Raw genomic sequence first — 14,256 nt, 5'->3', positions numbered from 1 at the left:
TTCCACCTGTCAGAGGGGGAACATGAAACGCCGAACATGGAGTACGGCACTGCTCGGGGCGCTGGTGATGGTGCCCGGTGCGGTCGTACTCCCGTCCGCTTCGGCCGCACCCGGTCCGTCCGGGGCGGTGCAGCAGGACACCCAGGCCCATGACCGGGCGAAACCGCTCGGGAAGCCGAAGCTCACCGAGCCCGACGCGGTGCTCGGGAAGGGTTGGCAGCAGTCCGGTGACCGGGCGGTCACCCTGGACGGCGATGCCACCGGCCTGCACGTGCTGGTTGCGGCCGAGTCCGACGGCTACGGCTGGAAGACGGCCGCGACCCTGTCGGAGCCCGGGTACGACGTTGACCAGTGGATCGGCCAGTCCTGCGTGACGGCCTCCGGCACGAAGGCTGTCGTGGTGTACGCGCCCCGGCAGTTCGTCAACTCGGAGGCCCTGTTCAACGCGGGTGGCTTCGCAGCCGTGGTCGACCTGACGAACGGTCAGGTGACCAAGCTGGACCAGCGGGTGTCGCTGGCCTACCACTCTCCGGGCTGTGGCGACTCGGAGCAGGCCGTGCTGGCCCGCTACCGGGCGTCCGAGGACGGGCAGGGCACCACCAGCCTGCTCACGGTGGATGCGGACCGGGGTCGGATCGCCTCCCGCGTCGAGGTCCACGGTCAGGTCACCTCGGCCGTGCCCTATCGGAAGGCCATCGCGGCCGCGCTGGGGGCCGACGTGGTCCGGATCGACGCGCACGGCACGGCGGCGCCGATCGCCAAGGGCGTGCCCGGCCAGGGCTACCCGTTCCAACTCCGCCCCGGGCAGGACGAGTCCCTGGCGTACGCGGTGCCCAACGGCAAGAAGGTGGACGTCCACCAGATCGCCGCGGGTCGGGACAGTACGGTCGTGCAGGCCGACCTCGGTTCGCTCGCCCTGTCCCGGACCAGCGCCGGGTCGATCGTGCTCACCGGAGAGCACGCCACCGCCTCGGCCAAGGGTCGTAAGCTGCCGGCCGGCTGGACGACCGTGGACACCACGGCCGGTGCCGAGGTCTCCACCGAGGGGCACCTGGTGGTGAGCAGTTCCACCAGCGGCCGGGAGGCCTCCGGGGCTGCGGTCGGCGAACAGGTCCCGACGGACGCCGTCCCGGTCGACATCGAGGCCAAAGCGGTCGCCACCGGGAAGGAGGTGACGTTCGGCGTCCAGCCGGAGGCCCTCAACTCCTCCGGCGGCGACGCCTCTCCGGCCCTCGGGGCCGAAGGCGTCGCACCGGCGGTGCCGACCCAGGGTGCCGCGAAGACGTCCGCGTCCGGCGCCGGCGGCTCGCTCGTGCTGGCCTCGACCTCGGCCGGCACCGACCCGGCCACCACCCCGTCCGACCCCGACCGCACCTGTGCGGTGACCCGCAACGACCCGAGCATCCAGACCTACCAGCCCACTCCGAAGATGATGGAGTGGGCCGCCGACCTCGCCGTTCGGGGCATGCTCCCCGCCAGGGCGGCCAACTGGAACGGTGACGGCCTGGCGGCCTACGCGCCGCAGACGCTCTTCCCGGAGCACCCGCTCGCGGGCGGCGGCCGGGTGCCGGCCCAGATCCTGCTGGGCGTGCTGGCCCAGGAGACCAACATGTGGCAGGCCAGCCCGCACGCGCCGGACGGCATCGCCGGCAATTTCGAGCAGGGCGGCTACTACAACCGCTCGGGCTCGATCGACCAGGTCGACTGGGCCAACTCGGACTGCGGGTACGGCGCTTCGCAGGTGACCGACGGCATGCGCCGCACCGACACCCAGCTCACCGCGCTGCAGCAGAAGGCGGTCACGGTCGACTACGCGGCCAACATCGCCGCCGGCCTGGGCATCCTCGAGGACAAGTGGAACCAGACCCGGTCCGCCGGGGTGATCGCCAACAACGGCGACCCCAAGTACCTGGAGAACTGGTGGTTCGCGCTCTGGGCCTACAACAGCGGCTTCCACCCGGTGGGTGAGGACCCCGATCCGACCGTGTACGGGCTCGGGTGGAGCAACAACCCGGTGAACCCGAACTACCCGCCCGACCGCGCGATGTTCCTGCTCACCAGCTACGACGACGCCAAGACGCCGGGCAAGTGGTCCTACGAGGAGCGGGTGCTGGGCTGGGCGAACAGCCCGCTGCTTCGCCTCGACTACGTGGACCACGTGTACCGGCAGGCCTTCACCAAGGGCAACTGGCCGGGCGGCCTGGCCTCGCGCGGCCAGCCCCCGGTGGGGACCTTCTGCAACAGCGGTAACCACTGCGACCCGAGCATCACCGGTGCCCCGGGGAACGCCCCGGGCCAGACACCCTGCCTGCTGGCCTCGCTCCGTTGCTGGTGGCACCAGCCCGCCTCGTGGGTGGACTGCGCCACCGTCTGCGGCCAAGAGGTGATCACCTACGCGACCGTCGACCCCCGCCCGCTGGCCAGCAATCCGTACCCCGCCGACTGCGGCACCGGCGGACTGCCGTCCGGAGCGGTGATCGTCGACGACGTGCCGGACAGCACGACCGGTCCCAACAGCTGTCCACTACCGAAGAGTTGGACCAGTAAGGGCGACTTCACGCTCAGCTTCAACGCCGACAGCCAGAACGGCCAGTACGTCTATCCGGGCAAGATCGACACCCACCAGATCGGTGGCGGCTTCGGCGGCCACTACTGGTTCACCCACACCCGGAACGAGAGTCAGACGGCCTACGCCCCGCTGACCGTGACCGGCACCTGGACTGCCCCGTCGACGGTGTCCGGCTGGGTCCGGGTGGTGGTCCACCTGCCCAGCTTCGGCTCGCAGACCCAGCAGGCCCACTACCGGATCTACACCGGGACCACGGTGAAGGACCGGGTCATCCAGGCCGACCAGTACCTGCGGAAGAACGCCTGGGTCGACCTCGGCGTCTTCGAGTTCAGCGCCGCCCCGAAGGTGGAGCTGAACAACCTGACCCGGGAGGGCGACGGCACCGACGACATCGCCTGGGACGCGATGGCCTTCGTGCCGCTGCCGGCCAAACCGACCGACTTCGTGGTGCAGATGGGCGACTCCTACTCGTCCGGGGAGGGCGCGCAGGCCTACGAGACGGGCACGGACGTCGACTACGGCCTGCGCAGCTGGAACGCCTGCCGGCGCAGCAGCAACTCCTGGTTCCGCAAGGCGGTCCTGCCCGGCCACGGAGGGGCCACCATCGGTGCCCTCGCGGACGGCTTCAACGCGACCGTGGACGCCCACTCGGTGGCGTGCTCCGGAGCGCTCACGTACAACATGGATCCGGACGCGGTGGGTCTGGTGCCCTCGAAGGTGGGCCAGGACGGCCAGTTCAGGGAGATCGCGCAGGCCGATTCCGGCTTCCTGGACGAGAACACCACCCTGGTGGCCTTCACCGTGGGAGGGAACGACGCCGGGTTCCCCGGAATCATGCAGTCCTGTGCCCTCTGGGCCTGTCCGGACGATGCGGAGGTGAAGGGCAGCATCGACAAGGCCATGGACCGCTTGGCCCTGGTGCTGCCGGACATCCACAACCGGGCGCCGAACGCCAAGATCGTGGTGCTCGGCTACCCGAGACTGTTCTCGACCAGTTCCTGCGCGGCGGTCCTCACCCCGGCCCAACAGGCGTCGGTGAACACCTGGGCCGACTACTTCACCAGCAAGGAGTCGGACGTCGTCAACTCCCACTTCTACGCGGAGTACTACTCGGCCAACACCGAGTTCGAGGGCTACCGCCTCTGCGACGCGAACGAGGGGATCAACGGCGTGGTGGCGGCCGGCAGCGGCCCCGGTGACTTCCCGTGCCCCAACGGCACGACCGGTTGCATAAGCCGGGAGAGTTACCACCCGAAGAGCCTGGGTACCAGCCGCTACGCGCTGGCCTTCCAGGTGGCCATGTCCTGATCCTTCGATGTCCGATTCCCCGGGACGGTGCTCCGGCGCCGTCCCGGGGGCGCCCGAGGAGCCAACGATGCGTACTCGAACCGTGGTGCTGGTCCTGACCGGCGGGCTGCTGCTGGGCGCCGCCGGTGTGGTGGGGGTGGAACTGGAGCGCGAGCACGGACGCCGGGAGGCGGCGCGGTCGGCCGACGCGAGTGCGGCGAGGGACTTCACGGCCCTGGTCGCGGAGGCGGACGCCCGGCACCCGGTCACCCCGGCGGAGCTGCGGCAGTTGTCCGACCGGGTCCGGGCGGAGCACGGGGGAGCGGCCCAGGTCGGGGTGTTCTCGCTCTGGCGCCACGACGCCGAACGGATGGTGCTGTTCCAGGCCGTGGCCGGCTACCAGGAGTGGCCGGACACCATCGGCACCGCGGAGGAGACCCGTTGCTACCGGCTGGCGCTGCGGCCCGCGCAACCGGCGCCCGCGGTGGAACTGCAGGACTGCGCACCGCCGCCGGGCTGGACGAGGGAGCAGTGACCGCCCTTCGTGCGACAACACTCGCTCCTGCGCGGACCCGTGCGGCAATATGTGCGCCATGACGTCCAGCCTGCGTGACGAGACCTCAGCGCCCGGCCCCGCCCAGGCCGCGGGCCCGCTGCCCAACACCGTGGTGGTGCCCGCGGACGAGGACCCGGTCGCGGAGGCCGGCAGCGAGCTGCTCGGCGGTCCGCCCGGTCGCCGGGCGCTGCTCGGGGTGTCCTGGTGGACGCCGGCCAGGTTCCTCGCGCTGGCGGTGATCGTCACCTACGTGCTGGGCCTGTTCCAGAAGGCCCCGTGCTACACGGACGGCTGGTTCCACGGCGCCACCACCCAGTACACGAAGGCCTGTTACAGCGACATCCCGCACCTGTTCTCCGGGCGCGGCTTCGCGGACGGGCTGCACCCGTACCTGGACCCGATCCCGCAGGGCTCGCCGGACATGCAGTTCCTGGAGTACCCGGTGCTGACCGGTCTGTTCATGCAGATCGCGGCCTGGCTGACCACCCGCACCGGCGACATCATGAGCCGCGAGCAGTGGTTCTGGATGGTCAACGCCGGGATGCTGATGATCTGCGCGGTGGTCGCCGTGGTCGCCACCTCCCGCGCCCAGCGCCGCCGCCCGTGGGACGCGCTGCTGTTCGCGCTGGCGCCCGCGCTGGCGCTGAACGCCACCATCAACTGGGACCTGCTGGCGGTGGCTCTGGCCGCCGTGGCGATGGCCTACTGGTCGGGTTCCAAGCCGGTCTGGGCGGGCGTGTTCATCGGTCTGGCCACCGCCGCCAAGCTCTACCCGGCCCTGCTGCTGGGGCCGCTGCTGATCCTCTGTCTGCGGGCCGGCAAGTGGCGGGAGTTCGGGCTGGCCTTCGGCGGCGCGGTCGGCGCCTGGCTGCTGGTCGACCTGCCGATCATGCTGGCCAACTGGAAGGGCTGGCTGACCTTCTACAGTTTCAGCCAGACCCGCAAGGAGGACTTCGGCTCCTTCTGGCTGATCCTGATGCAGGGCGTCAACAAGGGCAAGAACCTGGAGAGCCTGAACACCTGGATCGCGGGCCTGCTGGTGGTCAGCTGCCTGGCGATCGGCTGGCTCGGCGTCAGCGCCGCCCGCCGCCCGCGCTTCGCCCAGCTGGCCTTCCTGGTGGTCGCCGCCTTCGTGCTGACCAACAAGGTGTACTCGCCGCAGTACGTGCTCTGGCTGATCCCGCTGGCCGCGCTGGCGCGCCCGCGCTGGCGCGACTTCCTGATCTGGCAGGCCTGCGAGGTGCTGTACTTCCTCGGCGTCTGGTCGTACCTGGCCAACATCAGCGACAGCAAGCACCACGGCATCGACCAGGACTGGTACCACTTCGCCATCGCGCTGCACCTGGTCGGCACCCTCTACCTCTGCTACGTGGTGGTCCGCGACATCCTCCACCCCGAGCGCGACCCGGTCCGCTGGGACGGCAGCGACGACCCGTCGGGCGGCGTCCTGGACGGCGCCCCGGACCGGTTCGTCCTCGGCACCGCCCGCGGCCTGCGCGAGGAGGAGAGCTACGCCGACTACGCCCCGGGGGCCGACTGGCTGGCCAAGGCCGACACCGGGCCGGAGCCGAAGGCCGAGTAGCCCGCGCGCGAACGGGATGTGGGCCTGCCCGCCGTCACGGCGGGCAGGCCCACATCCCGTTCGGGGGAGCGCTCAGCGCTCGACCACCCGGTCGAAGTGCGTGGTGGTGTGGCGGACCGTCAGCGAGAGCTCGTCGCCGATCGCCGGCGGCTTGAGCTCGCTCGGCAGGAACAGGATGGACACCTGCATGTGCGGCGGCTCGGCGAACCAGAGCTGCTTGCCCTGCCAGGAGTACGGCGACAGCGTCCGGTTGACGGTGGCCAGGCCCGCCCGGGCCAGGCCCTTGGCCCGGGGCAGTATCCCGTGCACGTACTTGGGGGCCTCCAGGCCGACGCCGTGCGCGGTGCCGCCGGAGGCGACCAGCAGGTGGCCGTCGGAGGGGGCCTTGTGCTGCCGGTAGCCGTAGCGCTCGCCGCGGGCGACCGGGGTGACGTCCAGGACGGTGGCGCGGTTGGCCAGCGCCTCCACGTCGCCGAGCCACAGCCGGGTGCCGATCCGGGACCGGAAGCCGGTGTCGGGGTAGCGCTCGGCCAGCCGGAGCAGGTCCTTGGCGGCCAGGTGGCTGAGGTACACGGTGCTGGTGGGCAGCCCCGCCTCGCCGATCGCCCGGACCAGGCCCGCCACCTCCTCGACCGGGTCGCTGCCGTCCGGCCGGTCCAGCGGCAGGTGCAGCGCGAAGCCCTCCAGCGCCAGCTGCCGCACCGGCAGCCGGGACAGTTCGCCGACCGCCACCCCGTGCCGCCGCATGGACGTCATGCACTCCACGACCACCCGGGTCCCGGCGGGCAGCGCGGCCAGCGCCTCGGCGTGCGCCACGGTGCGCACCACGCGGGCGGCGGGCAGGTCCACGTCGGGCTCGCCGGGGCGGTACGGGGTGAGCACCAGGAGGTCGCCGGGGAAGGCGCCGGCCAGGCCGGCCGCTTCGTCGGCGGTGCCGACGGCGAGCATCGGGGCGCCGAGCCGGCCGGCCTCGGCGGCCAGCCGGGCGTTGCCGAAGCCGTAGCCGTTGCCCTTGGCGACCGGGACGAGCCCGGGGAACTCGGCCAGCAGGCCGCGCTGGTGCGCCCGCCAGCGGTCGCCGTCCACGTACATCGTCAAGGTCATCGCGCTCTCCCCGTGGTGTTCTTGACAGTGCTCAACGGCGCGACATGTACAGGTCGAGCGCCTTGTGCAGCAGCTTGTTGAGCGGGAAGTCCCACTCGCCGAGGTACTCCGCGGCCTGGCCGCCGGTGCCGACCTTGAACTGGATCAGGCCGAACAGGTGGTCGTCCTCGTCCAGGGTGTCGCTGATGCCGCGCAGGTCGTAGATGCTCGCGCCGAGCGCGTAGGAGTCCCGGATCATCCGCCACTGGATCGCGTTGGACGGCTTGACCTCGCGCTTGTGGTTGGCGGAGGCGCCGTAGGAGTACCAGACGTGCTCGCCGACCGTGAGCATCGTGGTGGCGGCCAGCGGCTCGCCCTCGTGGTAGGCGAGGTAGAGCCGCATCCGGTTGGGGTCCTCGGCGGTGAGCGCCTTCCACATCCGCTGGAAGTAGCCGAGCGGGCGCGGGGTGAAGTGGTCGCGCTCCGCGGTGACCACGTACAGCTTGTGGAAGACCGCGAGGTCCTCGTAGCCGCCCTGGACCACCTCGACGCCGCTCTTCTCGGCCTTCTTGATGTTGCGCCGCCACAGCTGGTTGAAGCCGCGCTGCACGTCGTCCAGCGAGCGGCCGCCCAGCGGCACCTGGAACACGTACCGGGGCTGGACGTCGCCGAAGCCGGCGCCGCCGTCCTCGCCCTGCAGCCAGCCGGACCGGCGCAGCCGCTCGGCGGTCTCCAGGGCGCGCGGCTCGTACCAGTCGGGTTCGAGGTCGCGCAGCCGCTTGGCGTGCTTGCCGGCGATCGCCTCCTTGATGGTGGGCGCCTCCCAGCGCCGGACCACCACCGGCGGGCCCATCTTCACCGTGAACGCGCCCTGCGCCTTCAGGTGCGCCAGCATCGGCTTCAGCCAGCGGTCCAGGTCGGCGTCGAACCAGTCGATCACCGGACCCTCCGGCAGGTACGCCAGGTACCGCTTCACCTTGGGCAGCTGGCGGTAGAGCACCAGGCCGGCGCCGACGATCTCGCCGGACGCGTCGAACCACCCCAGGCTCTCCGCGCGCCACTCCGCCTTCACGTCCGCCCAGGAGGGCACCTGCATGTGGCTGGCCGAGGGCCGGCTCTGCACGAAAGCCAGGTGTTCCTCACGCGTGATCGTCCGCAGCCGCAGGCTCATGCTCCGTGCTCCTCCTCGTCGGATCTACCCAGGGTGACCCTATCGCCCGAATGGTCCGATTCGGGCGGGAACCGATCCGACATGGTGGCGCCCCCCCGTTCGCACCTGCTGGCACAGGTATTACGCCGGGAGGGCACCGGAAGTTGCGCGGTGCGGGGCAGGTTCACCCCGACCCGCGCGCGGGCGTCACCACACGCCCCCGAAGAGGCCGCCGTGCGCCACCCCCAGGTACAGGCCGAACGCGCCGGCCCCGGTGCCGATCACCGCCAGGAAGCGCTCCGCGGTGGTCGCCGAGATGTACAGGCCGACCATGCCGGTGACGACCGCGATCAGCCCGGTCCAGGAGCTCAGCAGGTGCAGCTGGTGGAAGAACGAGGTGACGAAGGCGACCAGGCCGAGCAGGAGAGCCACCCCGGCCAGGGCGTTCTCCCGCGGGTGCGGGTGCCCGTCGGTGTTCAGGGTGAATTGCGGCCGGTGGACGGTCTGCGCCATGGGACCCACCTCCAGGTGGAGGGAATGTTCGGTCTGTCCAGGTTGCGACCGATGTGACCGAAGTGACAACCCCGGAAGCCAACTGTTTTGTCCACCGGTCGGCTCACCCGGTAGGCTGGCCCTTCTGCACTGGTGTAGAGGCGTGCCCGCATGCCCTGAACCACCGGTGCCGACGCGCACAACCCTCCTGCCACGGAAACGCCGTGGCCGTTGAGTCCAAAGGAGGTGGGTTACACATGCGTCACTACGAGGTGATGGTCATCCTCGACCCCTCGGTCGAGGAGCGCGCTGTCTCTCCCCTGATCGAGAGCTTCCTCAACGTCGTCCGCACCAGCGGCGGCAAGGTTGAGAAGGTCGACACCTGGGGTCGTCGTCGCCTGGCGTACGAGATCAACAAGCAGTCCGAGGGCATCTACTCGGTCATCGACCTCAAGGCCACGCCCGAGGTCGTCAAGGAGCTCGACCGCCAGTTCAGCCTGAGCGAGTCGGTTCTGCGGACCAAGGTCCTGCGCCCGGACACCCACTGAGCCCACTTCCGGCGTCCGCGCCGGAGGGCTCACGTCCGGTGTTCCACGTGGAACACCGCTGACGAGCACCGCAGAACTTCTTTCCGAGAGGTCATCACCACATGGCAGGCGAGACCGTCATCACCCTCGTCGGCAACCTCGTCGACGACCCCGAGCTCCGCTTCACCCCCTCGGGTGCCGCGGTGGCCAAGTTCCGCATCGCGTCCACTCCGCGCACCTTCGACCGCCAGACCAACGAGTGGAAGGACGGCGAGAGCCTCTTCCTCACGTGCAACGTCTGGCGTCAGCCCGCGGAGAACGTGGCCGAGTCCCTGCAGCGCGGCATGCGCGTGATCGTGCAGGGCCGACTGCGCCAGCGGTCTTACGAGACCAAGGAAGGCGAGAAGCGGACGGTCTTCGAGGTCGAGGTCGATGAGGTCGGCCCCAGCCTGCGTTCGGCGACCGCCAAGGTCACCCGCGCCAACCGGACCGGTGGTCCGGGCGGTGGCGGCGGCTTCGGCGGCGGCGGCCAGCAGGGTGGCGGCGGTTACGGCGGCGGCGGCCAGCAGGGTGGCGGCAACTGGGGCGGCAGCTCCGGTGGCGGCCAGTCCGGTCCGTCCGACGACCCGTGGGCGTCCAGCGCCCCGTCGTCCGGCAACCAGGGCGGCAGCTGGGGTGCCCCGTCCGGTGGCGGCTTCTCGGAAGAGCCCCCGTTCTAAGCGGTGCGGGCCGGGCCCGGTGGGCCCGGCAACGCTGACAGATCTCGTACCTAACGGAGCACACAATGGCGAAGCCGCCTGCTCGCAAGCCGAAGAAGAAGGTTTGCGTCTTCTGCAAGGACAAGGCCACGTACGTGGACTACAAGGACACGAACCTGCTGCGGAAGTTCATTTCCGACCGCGGCAAGATCCGTGCCCGCCGGGTCACCGGCAACTGCACCCAGCACCAGCGTGACGTCGCCACGGCCGTGAAGAACAGCCGTGAGATGGCCCTGCTGCCCTACACCTCCACCACGCGCTAAGAGAGGGTGACCGAAGAATGAAGATCATCCTCACTCACGAGGTCCCCGGCCTCGGCAGCGCCGGCGAGGTCGTCGAGGTCAAGGACGGCTACGCCCGCAACTTCCTGGTCCCGCGTGGCTTCGCCATCCGCTGGACCAAGGGCGGTCAGAAGGACGTCGACGCCATCCGTCGCGCCCGGAAGATCCACGCCATCCAGACCCTCGAGGCCGCCAACGAGGTCAAGGCCAAGCTCGAGGGCCTGCAGGTCAAGCTGTCGGTCCGCTCCGGCGACGCCGGCCGCCTGTTCGGCTCGGTGACCCAGGCCGACGTCGTGGAGGCCATCAAGGCCGCCAGCGGCCCGGCCGTGGACAAGCGCGCCGTCGCGATCGCCTCGCCGATCAAGACCGTGGGCACCCACAAGGTCTCGGTCAAGCTGCACGCCGACGTCCAGGCCAACCTCGACGTCAACGTCGTCGCCGCCTGAGCGCAGCCGTAACGCACCGGAGGGCCGGATCCCGTTCGCGGGGTCCGGCCCTCCGGCCTTGTGCGGTCCGGGCCCTTCGACGGGCGCCAGGGCGGTGCGGCTCACGCCCGGACGGCGCCGGTGACCATCCAGTGGCCGGTGCGCACCCGGCCGACCAGGAAGGCGGCCCGGCTCAGCATGAACAGGTTCATCGCCCACCAGAGGCCGGCCAGGCCGAGGCCCAGCGCGGGGACCGCCAGTGCGGCCGGGACGAACACCAGCAGGGTGGCCAGCATCGCCCAGGCCAGGTAGGCGCCGTCGCCCGCGCCCATCAGCACGCCGTCCAGCACGAACACCAGGCCGCCGACCGGCTGGGTCAGCGCGGCCAGCAGCAGCGCGGTGGAGAGCTGGGCCTGCACGGTCGGGTCGGCGGTGAACAGCGGGACGTACAGCGGTCGGGCCAGCACCATCAGCAGGCCGAACAGCACGCCCGCGCCCACGCCCCACTCGATCATCCGCCGGGTCGCCCCGCGGGTGCCGGGGAGGTCGCCCGCGCCCAGGTAGCGCCCGATGATCGCCTGCCCGGCGATCGCCACCGCGTCCAGGGCGAAGGCCACGAAGGACCAGACGGTCATGGTGATCTGATGGGCCGCCACCTCGGCGTCGCCCAGGGTCGCGGCCACCGCGGTGGCCAGCAGCAGGACCGCCCGCAGGCTCAGCGTGCGGATCAGCAGCGGACCGCCCGCCCGGGCGGAGGCCCGGATCCCGGCCCGGTCCGGCCGCAGGCTCGCGCCCTCCCGGCGGGCGCCGCGGACCACCACGGCCACGTACACCGCGGCCATCGCGTTCTGCGCGATCACGGTGCCCCAGGCGGAGCCGGCCACCCCGAGACCGGCGCCGTACACCAGGCCCAGGTTGAGCAGCAGGTTGGCGGTGAACCCGCCGATCGCCACCAGCAGCGGGGTGCGGGTGTCCTGGAAGCCGCGCAGCACGCCGGTGGCGGCCAGCACCAGCAGCATCGCGGGCACTCCGAGGGCGCTGATCCGCAGGTAGGTCACCGCGTACGGTTCGGCGGTGGCGGAGGCGCCCAGCAGCCGGGCGCCCTGCGGGGCGAGGGCCAGGGTGAGCACCACCATGGCCACGGAGAGCAGCAGCGCCAGCCAGATCCCGTCGATGCCCTGCTGGACGGCGGCCCGGCGGTCGCCGGCACCGATCCGGCGGGCCACCGCGGCGGTGGTGGCGTAGGCGAGGAAGGCGAACACCCCGACCACGGTGGTGAGCGCGGCGGAGGCGATGCCCAGCCCGGCCAGCTGGGCGGTGCCGAGGTGCCCGACGATGGCGGAGTCGGCCATCAGGAACAGCGGTTCGGCGACCAGCGCGCCGAAGGCCGGGACGGCCAGGGCGAGGATCTCCCGGTCGTGTCGGCGGCGTTCGGCGGCGGCTGTGGATCTGACGGGCATGGGCCAAGAGTACTCATCCACAGGTAAGTGTTGCAAAGCCATTTCAGCTCTTACCTGGACGCTGGATCGAACGGCCGATCGAACACCTGGACGGGTCCCTCCCCAGCCGTGTGAAGAATTTCTCATGCACAGGCGGCGGAAGAAGTAGTTGCAGGTCAGCGAGTTGACGCCAGGGCGATCGTGTGGTTATCCACAGTAGTGTCCACAGGGTTGTGCACAGCTTTCCGGGGGTTCTCCACAGCCTTCGGACACTTATCCACATGCCCTGTGGATAACCATGTTGGAGGAACCGCCCGGCCCCCCGTACCGTGGCTCCGGACCGGACCCTGGTGGCCGCGCGACACCGCCCCGCACACGCGGCCGGATCTGTCGGCTCGGTGGCGTAAGAAAGACAGTGCGCCGAAGGACAGCGCGCCACCGGACAGGCCCGCACCGACTCGCACCACTCGCTGAACGGGGAACACGCGTGACCGGCCCCCAGTACGACGACCACGACGCCCCTCCGCCCCCGGAGGACGACTGGCAGCCGTCCGACGACGCCTTCCCGCTCGACGCCTTCCCCGACGGCCCGGGCGACCGCCTGCCCGTCACCCGCCGTTCGAACACCCCGGCCGGACCGAACGGCTCCAGCGGCGGCAGCGGCGGTGGCGGGGGCTTCCAGCGCCGCGACGGCAAGGGCGGCGACCGGTTCCCCGGCAAGGGCGAGCGCCGGGACCGGGACGGCGACCGCGAGTCCGGCTTCGGCGGCGAGGGTTTCGAACGCGTCCCCCCGCAGGACCTCGCGGCCGAACAGTCCGTGCTCGGCGGCATGCTGCTCTCCAAGGACGCCATCGCCGACGTGGTCGAGGTGCTCAAGCCCGCCGACTACTACCGGCCCGCCCACGAGCTGATCCACGGAGCGATCCTCGACCTCTACGCCCGCGGAGAGCCCGCCGACCCGATCACCGTGGCCGGCGAGCTCACCAAGCGCGGCGAACTGGTCCGCGTCGGCGGCGCCTCCTACCTGCACACCCTGGTCAACTCCGTTCCCACCGCGGCCAACGCCGAGTACTACGCCGAGATCGTCCACGAGCGCGCCGTGCTGCGCCGCCTGGTCGAGGCCGGCACCCGGATCGCCGGCATGGGCTACGCCGCCGAGGGCGACGTCGACGACATCGTCAACGCCGCCCAGGCGGAGATCTACGCCGTCACCGAACAGCGCACCAACGAGGACTACGCCCCTCTCGCCGACATCATGGAGGGCGCCCTCGACGAGATCGAGGCGATCGGCTCCCGCTCCGGCCAGATGTCCGGAGTCCCCACCGGCTTCGCCGACTTCGACCAGCTCACCAACGGCCTCCACCCCGGCCAGATGATCGTCATCGCGGCCCGCCCGGCCATGGGCAAGTCCACGCTCGCACTGGACTTCGCGCGGGCCTGTTCGATCCACAACAACCTGCCCAGCGTGATCTTCTCGCTGGAAATGGGACGCAACGAGATCGCCATGCGCCTGCTGTCGGCCGAGGCGCGGGTGGCGCTGCACCACATGCGGTCGGGCAACATGACGGACGACGACTGGACCCGGGTGGCCCGGCGGATGCCGGAGGTGAGCGCGGCGCCGCTGTACATCGACGACTCGCCGAACCTGTCGATGATGGAGATCCGGGCGAAGTGCCGGCGGCTGAAGCAGCGCAACGACCTGCGGCTGGTGGTCATCGACTACCTGCAGCTGATGCAGGCGGGCGGCTCGCGGCGGGCGGAGAGCCGGCAGCAGGAGGTCTCGGACATGTCCCGGAACCTGAAGCTGCTGGCGAAGGAGCTGGAGATCCCGGTGATCGCGCTGTCCCAGCTGAACCGTGGTCCGGAGCAGCGCACCGACAAGAAGCCGATGGTCTCCGACCTGCGCGAGTCCGGCTCGATCGAGCAGGACGCCGACATGGTGATCCTGCTGCACCGCGAGGACGCCTACGAGAAGGAGTCCCCGCGGGCGGGCGAGGCGGACCTGATCGTCGCCAAGCACCGAAACGGTCCCACCGCGACCATCACCGTGGCCTTCCAGGGCCACTACTCGCGCTTCGTCGACATGACCCGGGACGTCACCTGACGG

The 14,256-nt window shown here is 70.9% G+C and carries 12 protein-coding genes; 8 read left to right on the top strand and 4 right to left on the bottom strand.

Going from position 1 to position 14,256, the window contains the following annotated elements; genetic code table 11:
* Positions 1 to 22: 22 nt before the first annotated feature.
* The 3 genes from BX266_RS18020 (at position 23) to BX266_RS18010 (ending at position 5,994) form a co-directional block, all read left to right on the top strand.
* Positions 23 to 3,877: a hypothetical protein gene (locus BX266_RS18020; protein WP_180290524.1), complete on the top strand. Its 3,855-nt coding sequence runs from the start codon at positions 23 to 25 to the stop codon at positions 3,875 to 3,877.
* A gap of 67 nt (positions 3,878 to 3,944) precedes the next feature.
* Entirely contained in the window at positions 3,945 to 4,391 is a 447-nt protein-coding gene (locus BX266_RS18015; protein WP_143686953.1) for a hypothetical protein, read from the top strand.
* 49 nt (positions 4,392 to 4,440) lie between these two features.
* Entirely contained in the window at positions 4,441 to 5,994 is a 1,554-nt protein-coding gene (locus tag BX266_RS18010) for a glycosyltransferase family 87 protein (RefSeq protein ID WP_180290523.1), read from the top strand.
* A gap of 72 nt (positions 5,995 to 6,066) precedes the next feature.
* On the opposite strand, the gene BX266_RS18005 is transcribed toward BX266_RS18010, so the two are convergent.
* The 3 genes from BX266_RS18005 to BX266_RS17995 form a co-directional block, all read right to left on the bottom strand.
* A complete protein-coding gene (locus BX266_RS18005) occupies positions 6,067 to 7,098 on the bottom strand; it encodes an alanine racemase (protein ID WP_099901092.1) in 1,032 nt (343 codons plus the stop codon).
* Positions 7,099 to 7,129: 31 nt separating this feature from the next.
* Positions 7,130 to 8,248: a peptidoglycan bridge formation glycyltransferase FemA/FemB family protein gene (locus tag BX266_RS18000; RefSeq protein WP_099901090.1), complete on the bottom strand. Its 1,119-nt coding sequence runs from the start codon at positions 8,246 to 8,248 to the stop codon at positions 7,130 to 7,132.
* A gap of 186 nt (positions 8,249 to 8,434) precedes the next feature.
* On the bottom strand, positions 8,435 to 8,740 hold the full coding sequence (locus BX266_RS17995) for a hypothetical protein (RefSeq protein WP_099901088.1): 306 nt from the start codon (positions 8,738 to 8,740) through the stop codon (positions 8,435 to 8,437).
* A gap of 236 nt (positions 8,741 to 8,976) precedes the next feature.
* Between BX266_RS17995 and rpsF the strand changes: the two genes are divergently transcribed.
* The 4 genes from rpsF (at position 8,977) to rplI (ending at position 10,731) form a co-directional block, all read left to right on the top strand.
* Positions 8,977 to 9,267 (top strand): 30S ribosomal protein S6, encoded by a 291-nt coding sequence (rpsF, locus tag BX266_RS17990; RefSeq protein ID WP_030457607.1) that lies wholly within the window; start codon positions 8,977 to 8,979, stop codon positions 9,265 to 9,267.
* Positions 9,268 to 9,368: 101 nt separating this feature from the next.
* Entirely contained in the window at positions 9,369 to 9,965 is a 597-nt protein-coding gene (locus BX266_RS17985; protein ID WP_099901086.1) for a single-stranded DNA-binding protein, read from the top strand.
* A 65-nt stretch (positions 9,966 to 10,030) separates the two neighbouring features.
* Positions 10,031 to 10,267 (top strand): 30S ribosomal protein S18, encoded by a 237-nt coding sequence (gene rpsR, locus BX266_RS17980; RefSeq protein WP_030457605.1) that lies wholly within the window; start codon positions 10,031 to 10,033, stop codon positions 10,265 to 10,267.
* 17 nt (positions 10,268 to 10,284) lie between these two features.
* Positions 10,285 to 10,731, top strand: coding sequence for a 50S ribosomal protein L9 (gene rplI, locus BX266_RS17975; RefSeq protein ID WP_099901084.1), 447 nt, complete (start codon positions 10,285 to 10,287; stop codon positions 10,729 to 10,731).
* A 101-nt stretch (positions 10,732 to 10,832) separates the two neighbouring features.
* Here the strand turns inward: rplI and BX266_RS17970 are convergent, their stop codons facing one another.
* Positions 10,833 to 12,170, bottom strand: coding sequence for an MATE family efflux transporter (locus BX266_RS17970; RefSeq protein WP_099901082.1), 1,338 nt, complete (start codon positions 12,168 to 12,170; stop codon positions 10,833 to 10,835).
* A gap of 580 nt (positions 12,171 to 12,750) precedes the next feature.
* On the opposite strand from BX266_RS17970, the gene dnaB reads away from it, so the two are divergent.
* Complete coding sequence (gene dnaB, locus BX266_RS17965; protein ID WP_399171304.1) at positions 12,751 to 14,253, top strand: replicative DNA helicase; 1,503 nt, start codon at positions 12,751 to 12,753, stop codon at positions 14,251 to 14,253.
* The last annotated feature ends 3 nt before the right edge of the window (positions 14,254 to 14,256 follow it).

The sequence above is a fragment of the Streptomyces sp. TLI_171 genome (assembly GCF_003610255.1).
GTDB lineage: Bacteria > Actinomycetota > Actinomycetes > Streptomycetales > Streptomycetaceae > Kitasatospora.
This window is presented reverse-complemented; position numbering and strand designations above follow the sequence as displayed.

Coding starts and splice junctions, on each gene's coding strand:
- BX266_RS18020 (WP_180290524.1), top strand. CDS start 23: ATGAAACGCCGAACATGGAGTACGGCACTGCTCGGGGCGCTGGTGATG.
- BX266_RS18015 (WP_143686953.1), top strand. CDS start 3,945: ATGCGTACTCGAACCGTGGTGCTGGTCCTGACCGGCGGGCTGCTGCTG.
- BX266_RS18010 (WP_180290523.1), top strand. CDS start 4,441: ATGTGCGCCATGACGTCCAGCCTGCGTGACGAGACCTCAGCGCCCGGC.
- BX266_RS18005 (WP_099901092.1), bottom strand. CDS start 7,098: ATGACCTTGACGATGTACGTGGACGGCGACCGCTGGCGGGCGCACCAG.
- BX266_RS18000 (WP_099901090.1), bottom strand. CDS start 8,248: ATGAGCCTGCGGCTGCGGACGATCACGCGTGAGGAACACCTGGCTTTC.
- BX266_RS17995 (WP_099901088.1), bottom strand. CDS start 8,740: ATGGCGCAGACCGTCCACCGGCCGCAATTCACCCTGAACACCGACGGG.
- rpsF (WP_030457607.1), top strand. CDS start 8,977: ATGCGTCACTACGAGGTGATGGTCATCCTCGACCCCTCGGTCGAGGAG.
- BX266_RS17985 (WP_099901086.1), top strand. CDS start 9,369: ATGGCAGGCGAGACCGTCATCACCCTCGTCGGCAACCTCGTCGACGAC.
- rpsR (WP_030457605.1), top strand. CDS start 10,031: ATGGCGAAGCCGCCTGCTCGCAAGCCGAAGAAGAAGGTTTGCGTCTTC.
- rplI (WP_099901084.1), top strand. CDS start 10,285: ATGAAGATCATCCTCACTCACGAGGTCCCCGGCCTCGGCAGCGCCGGC.
- BX266_RS17970 (WP_099901082.1), bottom strand. CDS start 12,170: ATGCCCGTCAGATCCACAGCCGCCGCCGAACGCCGCCGACACGACCGG.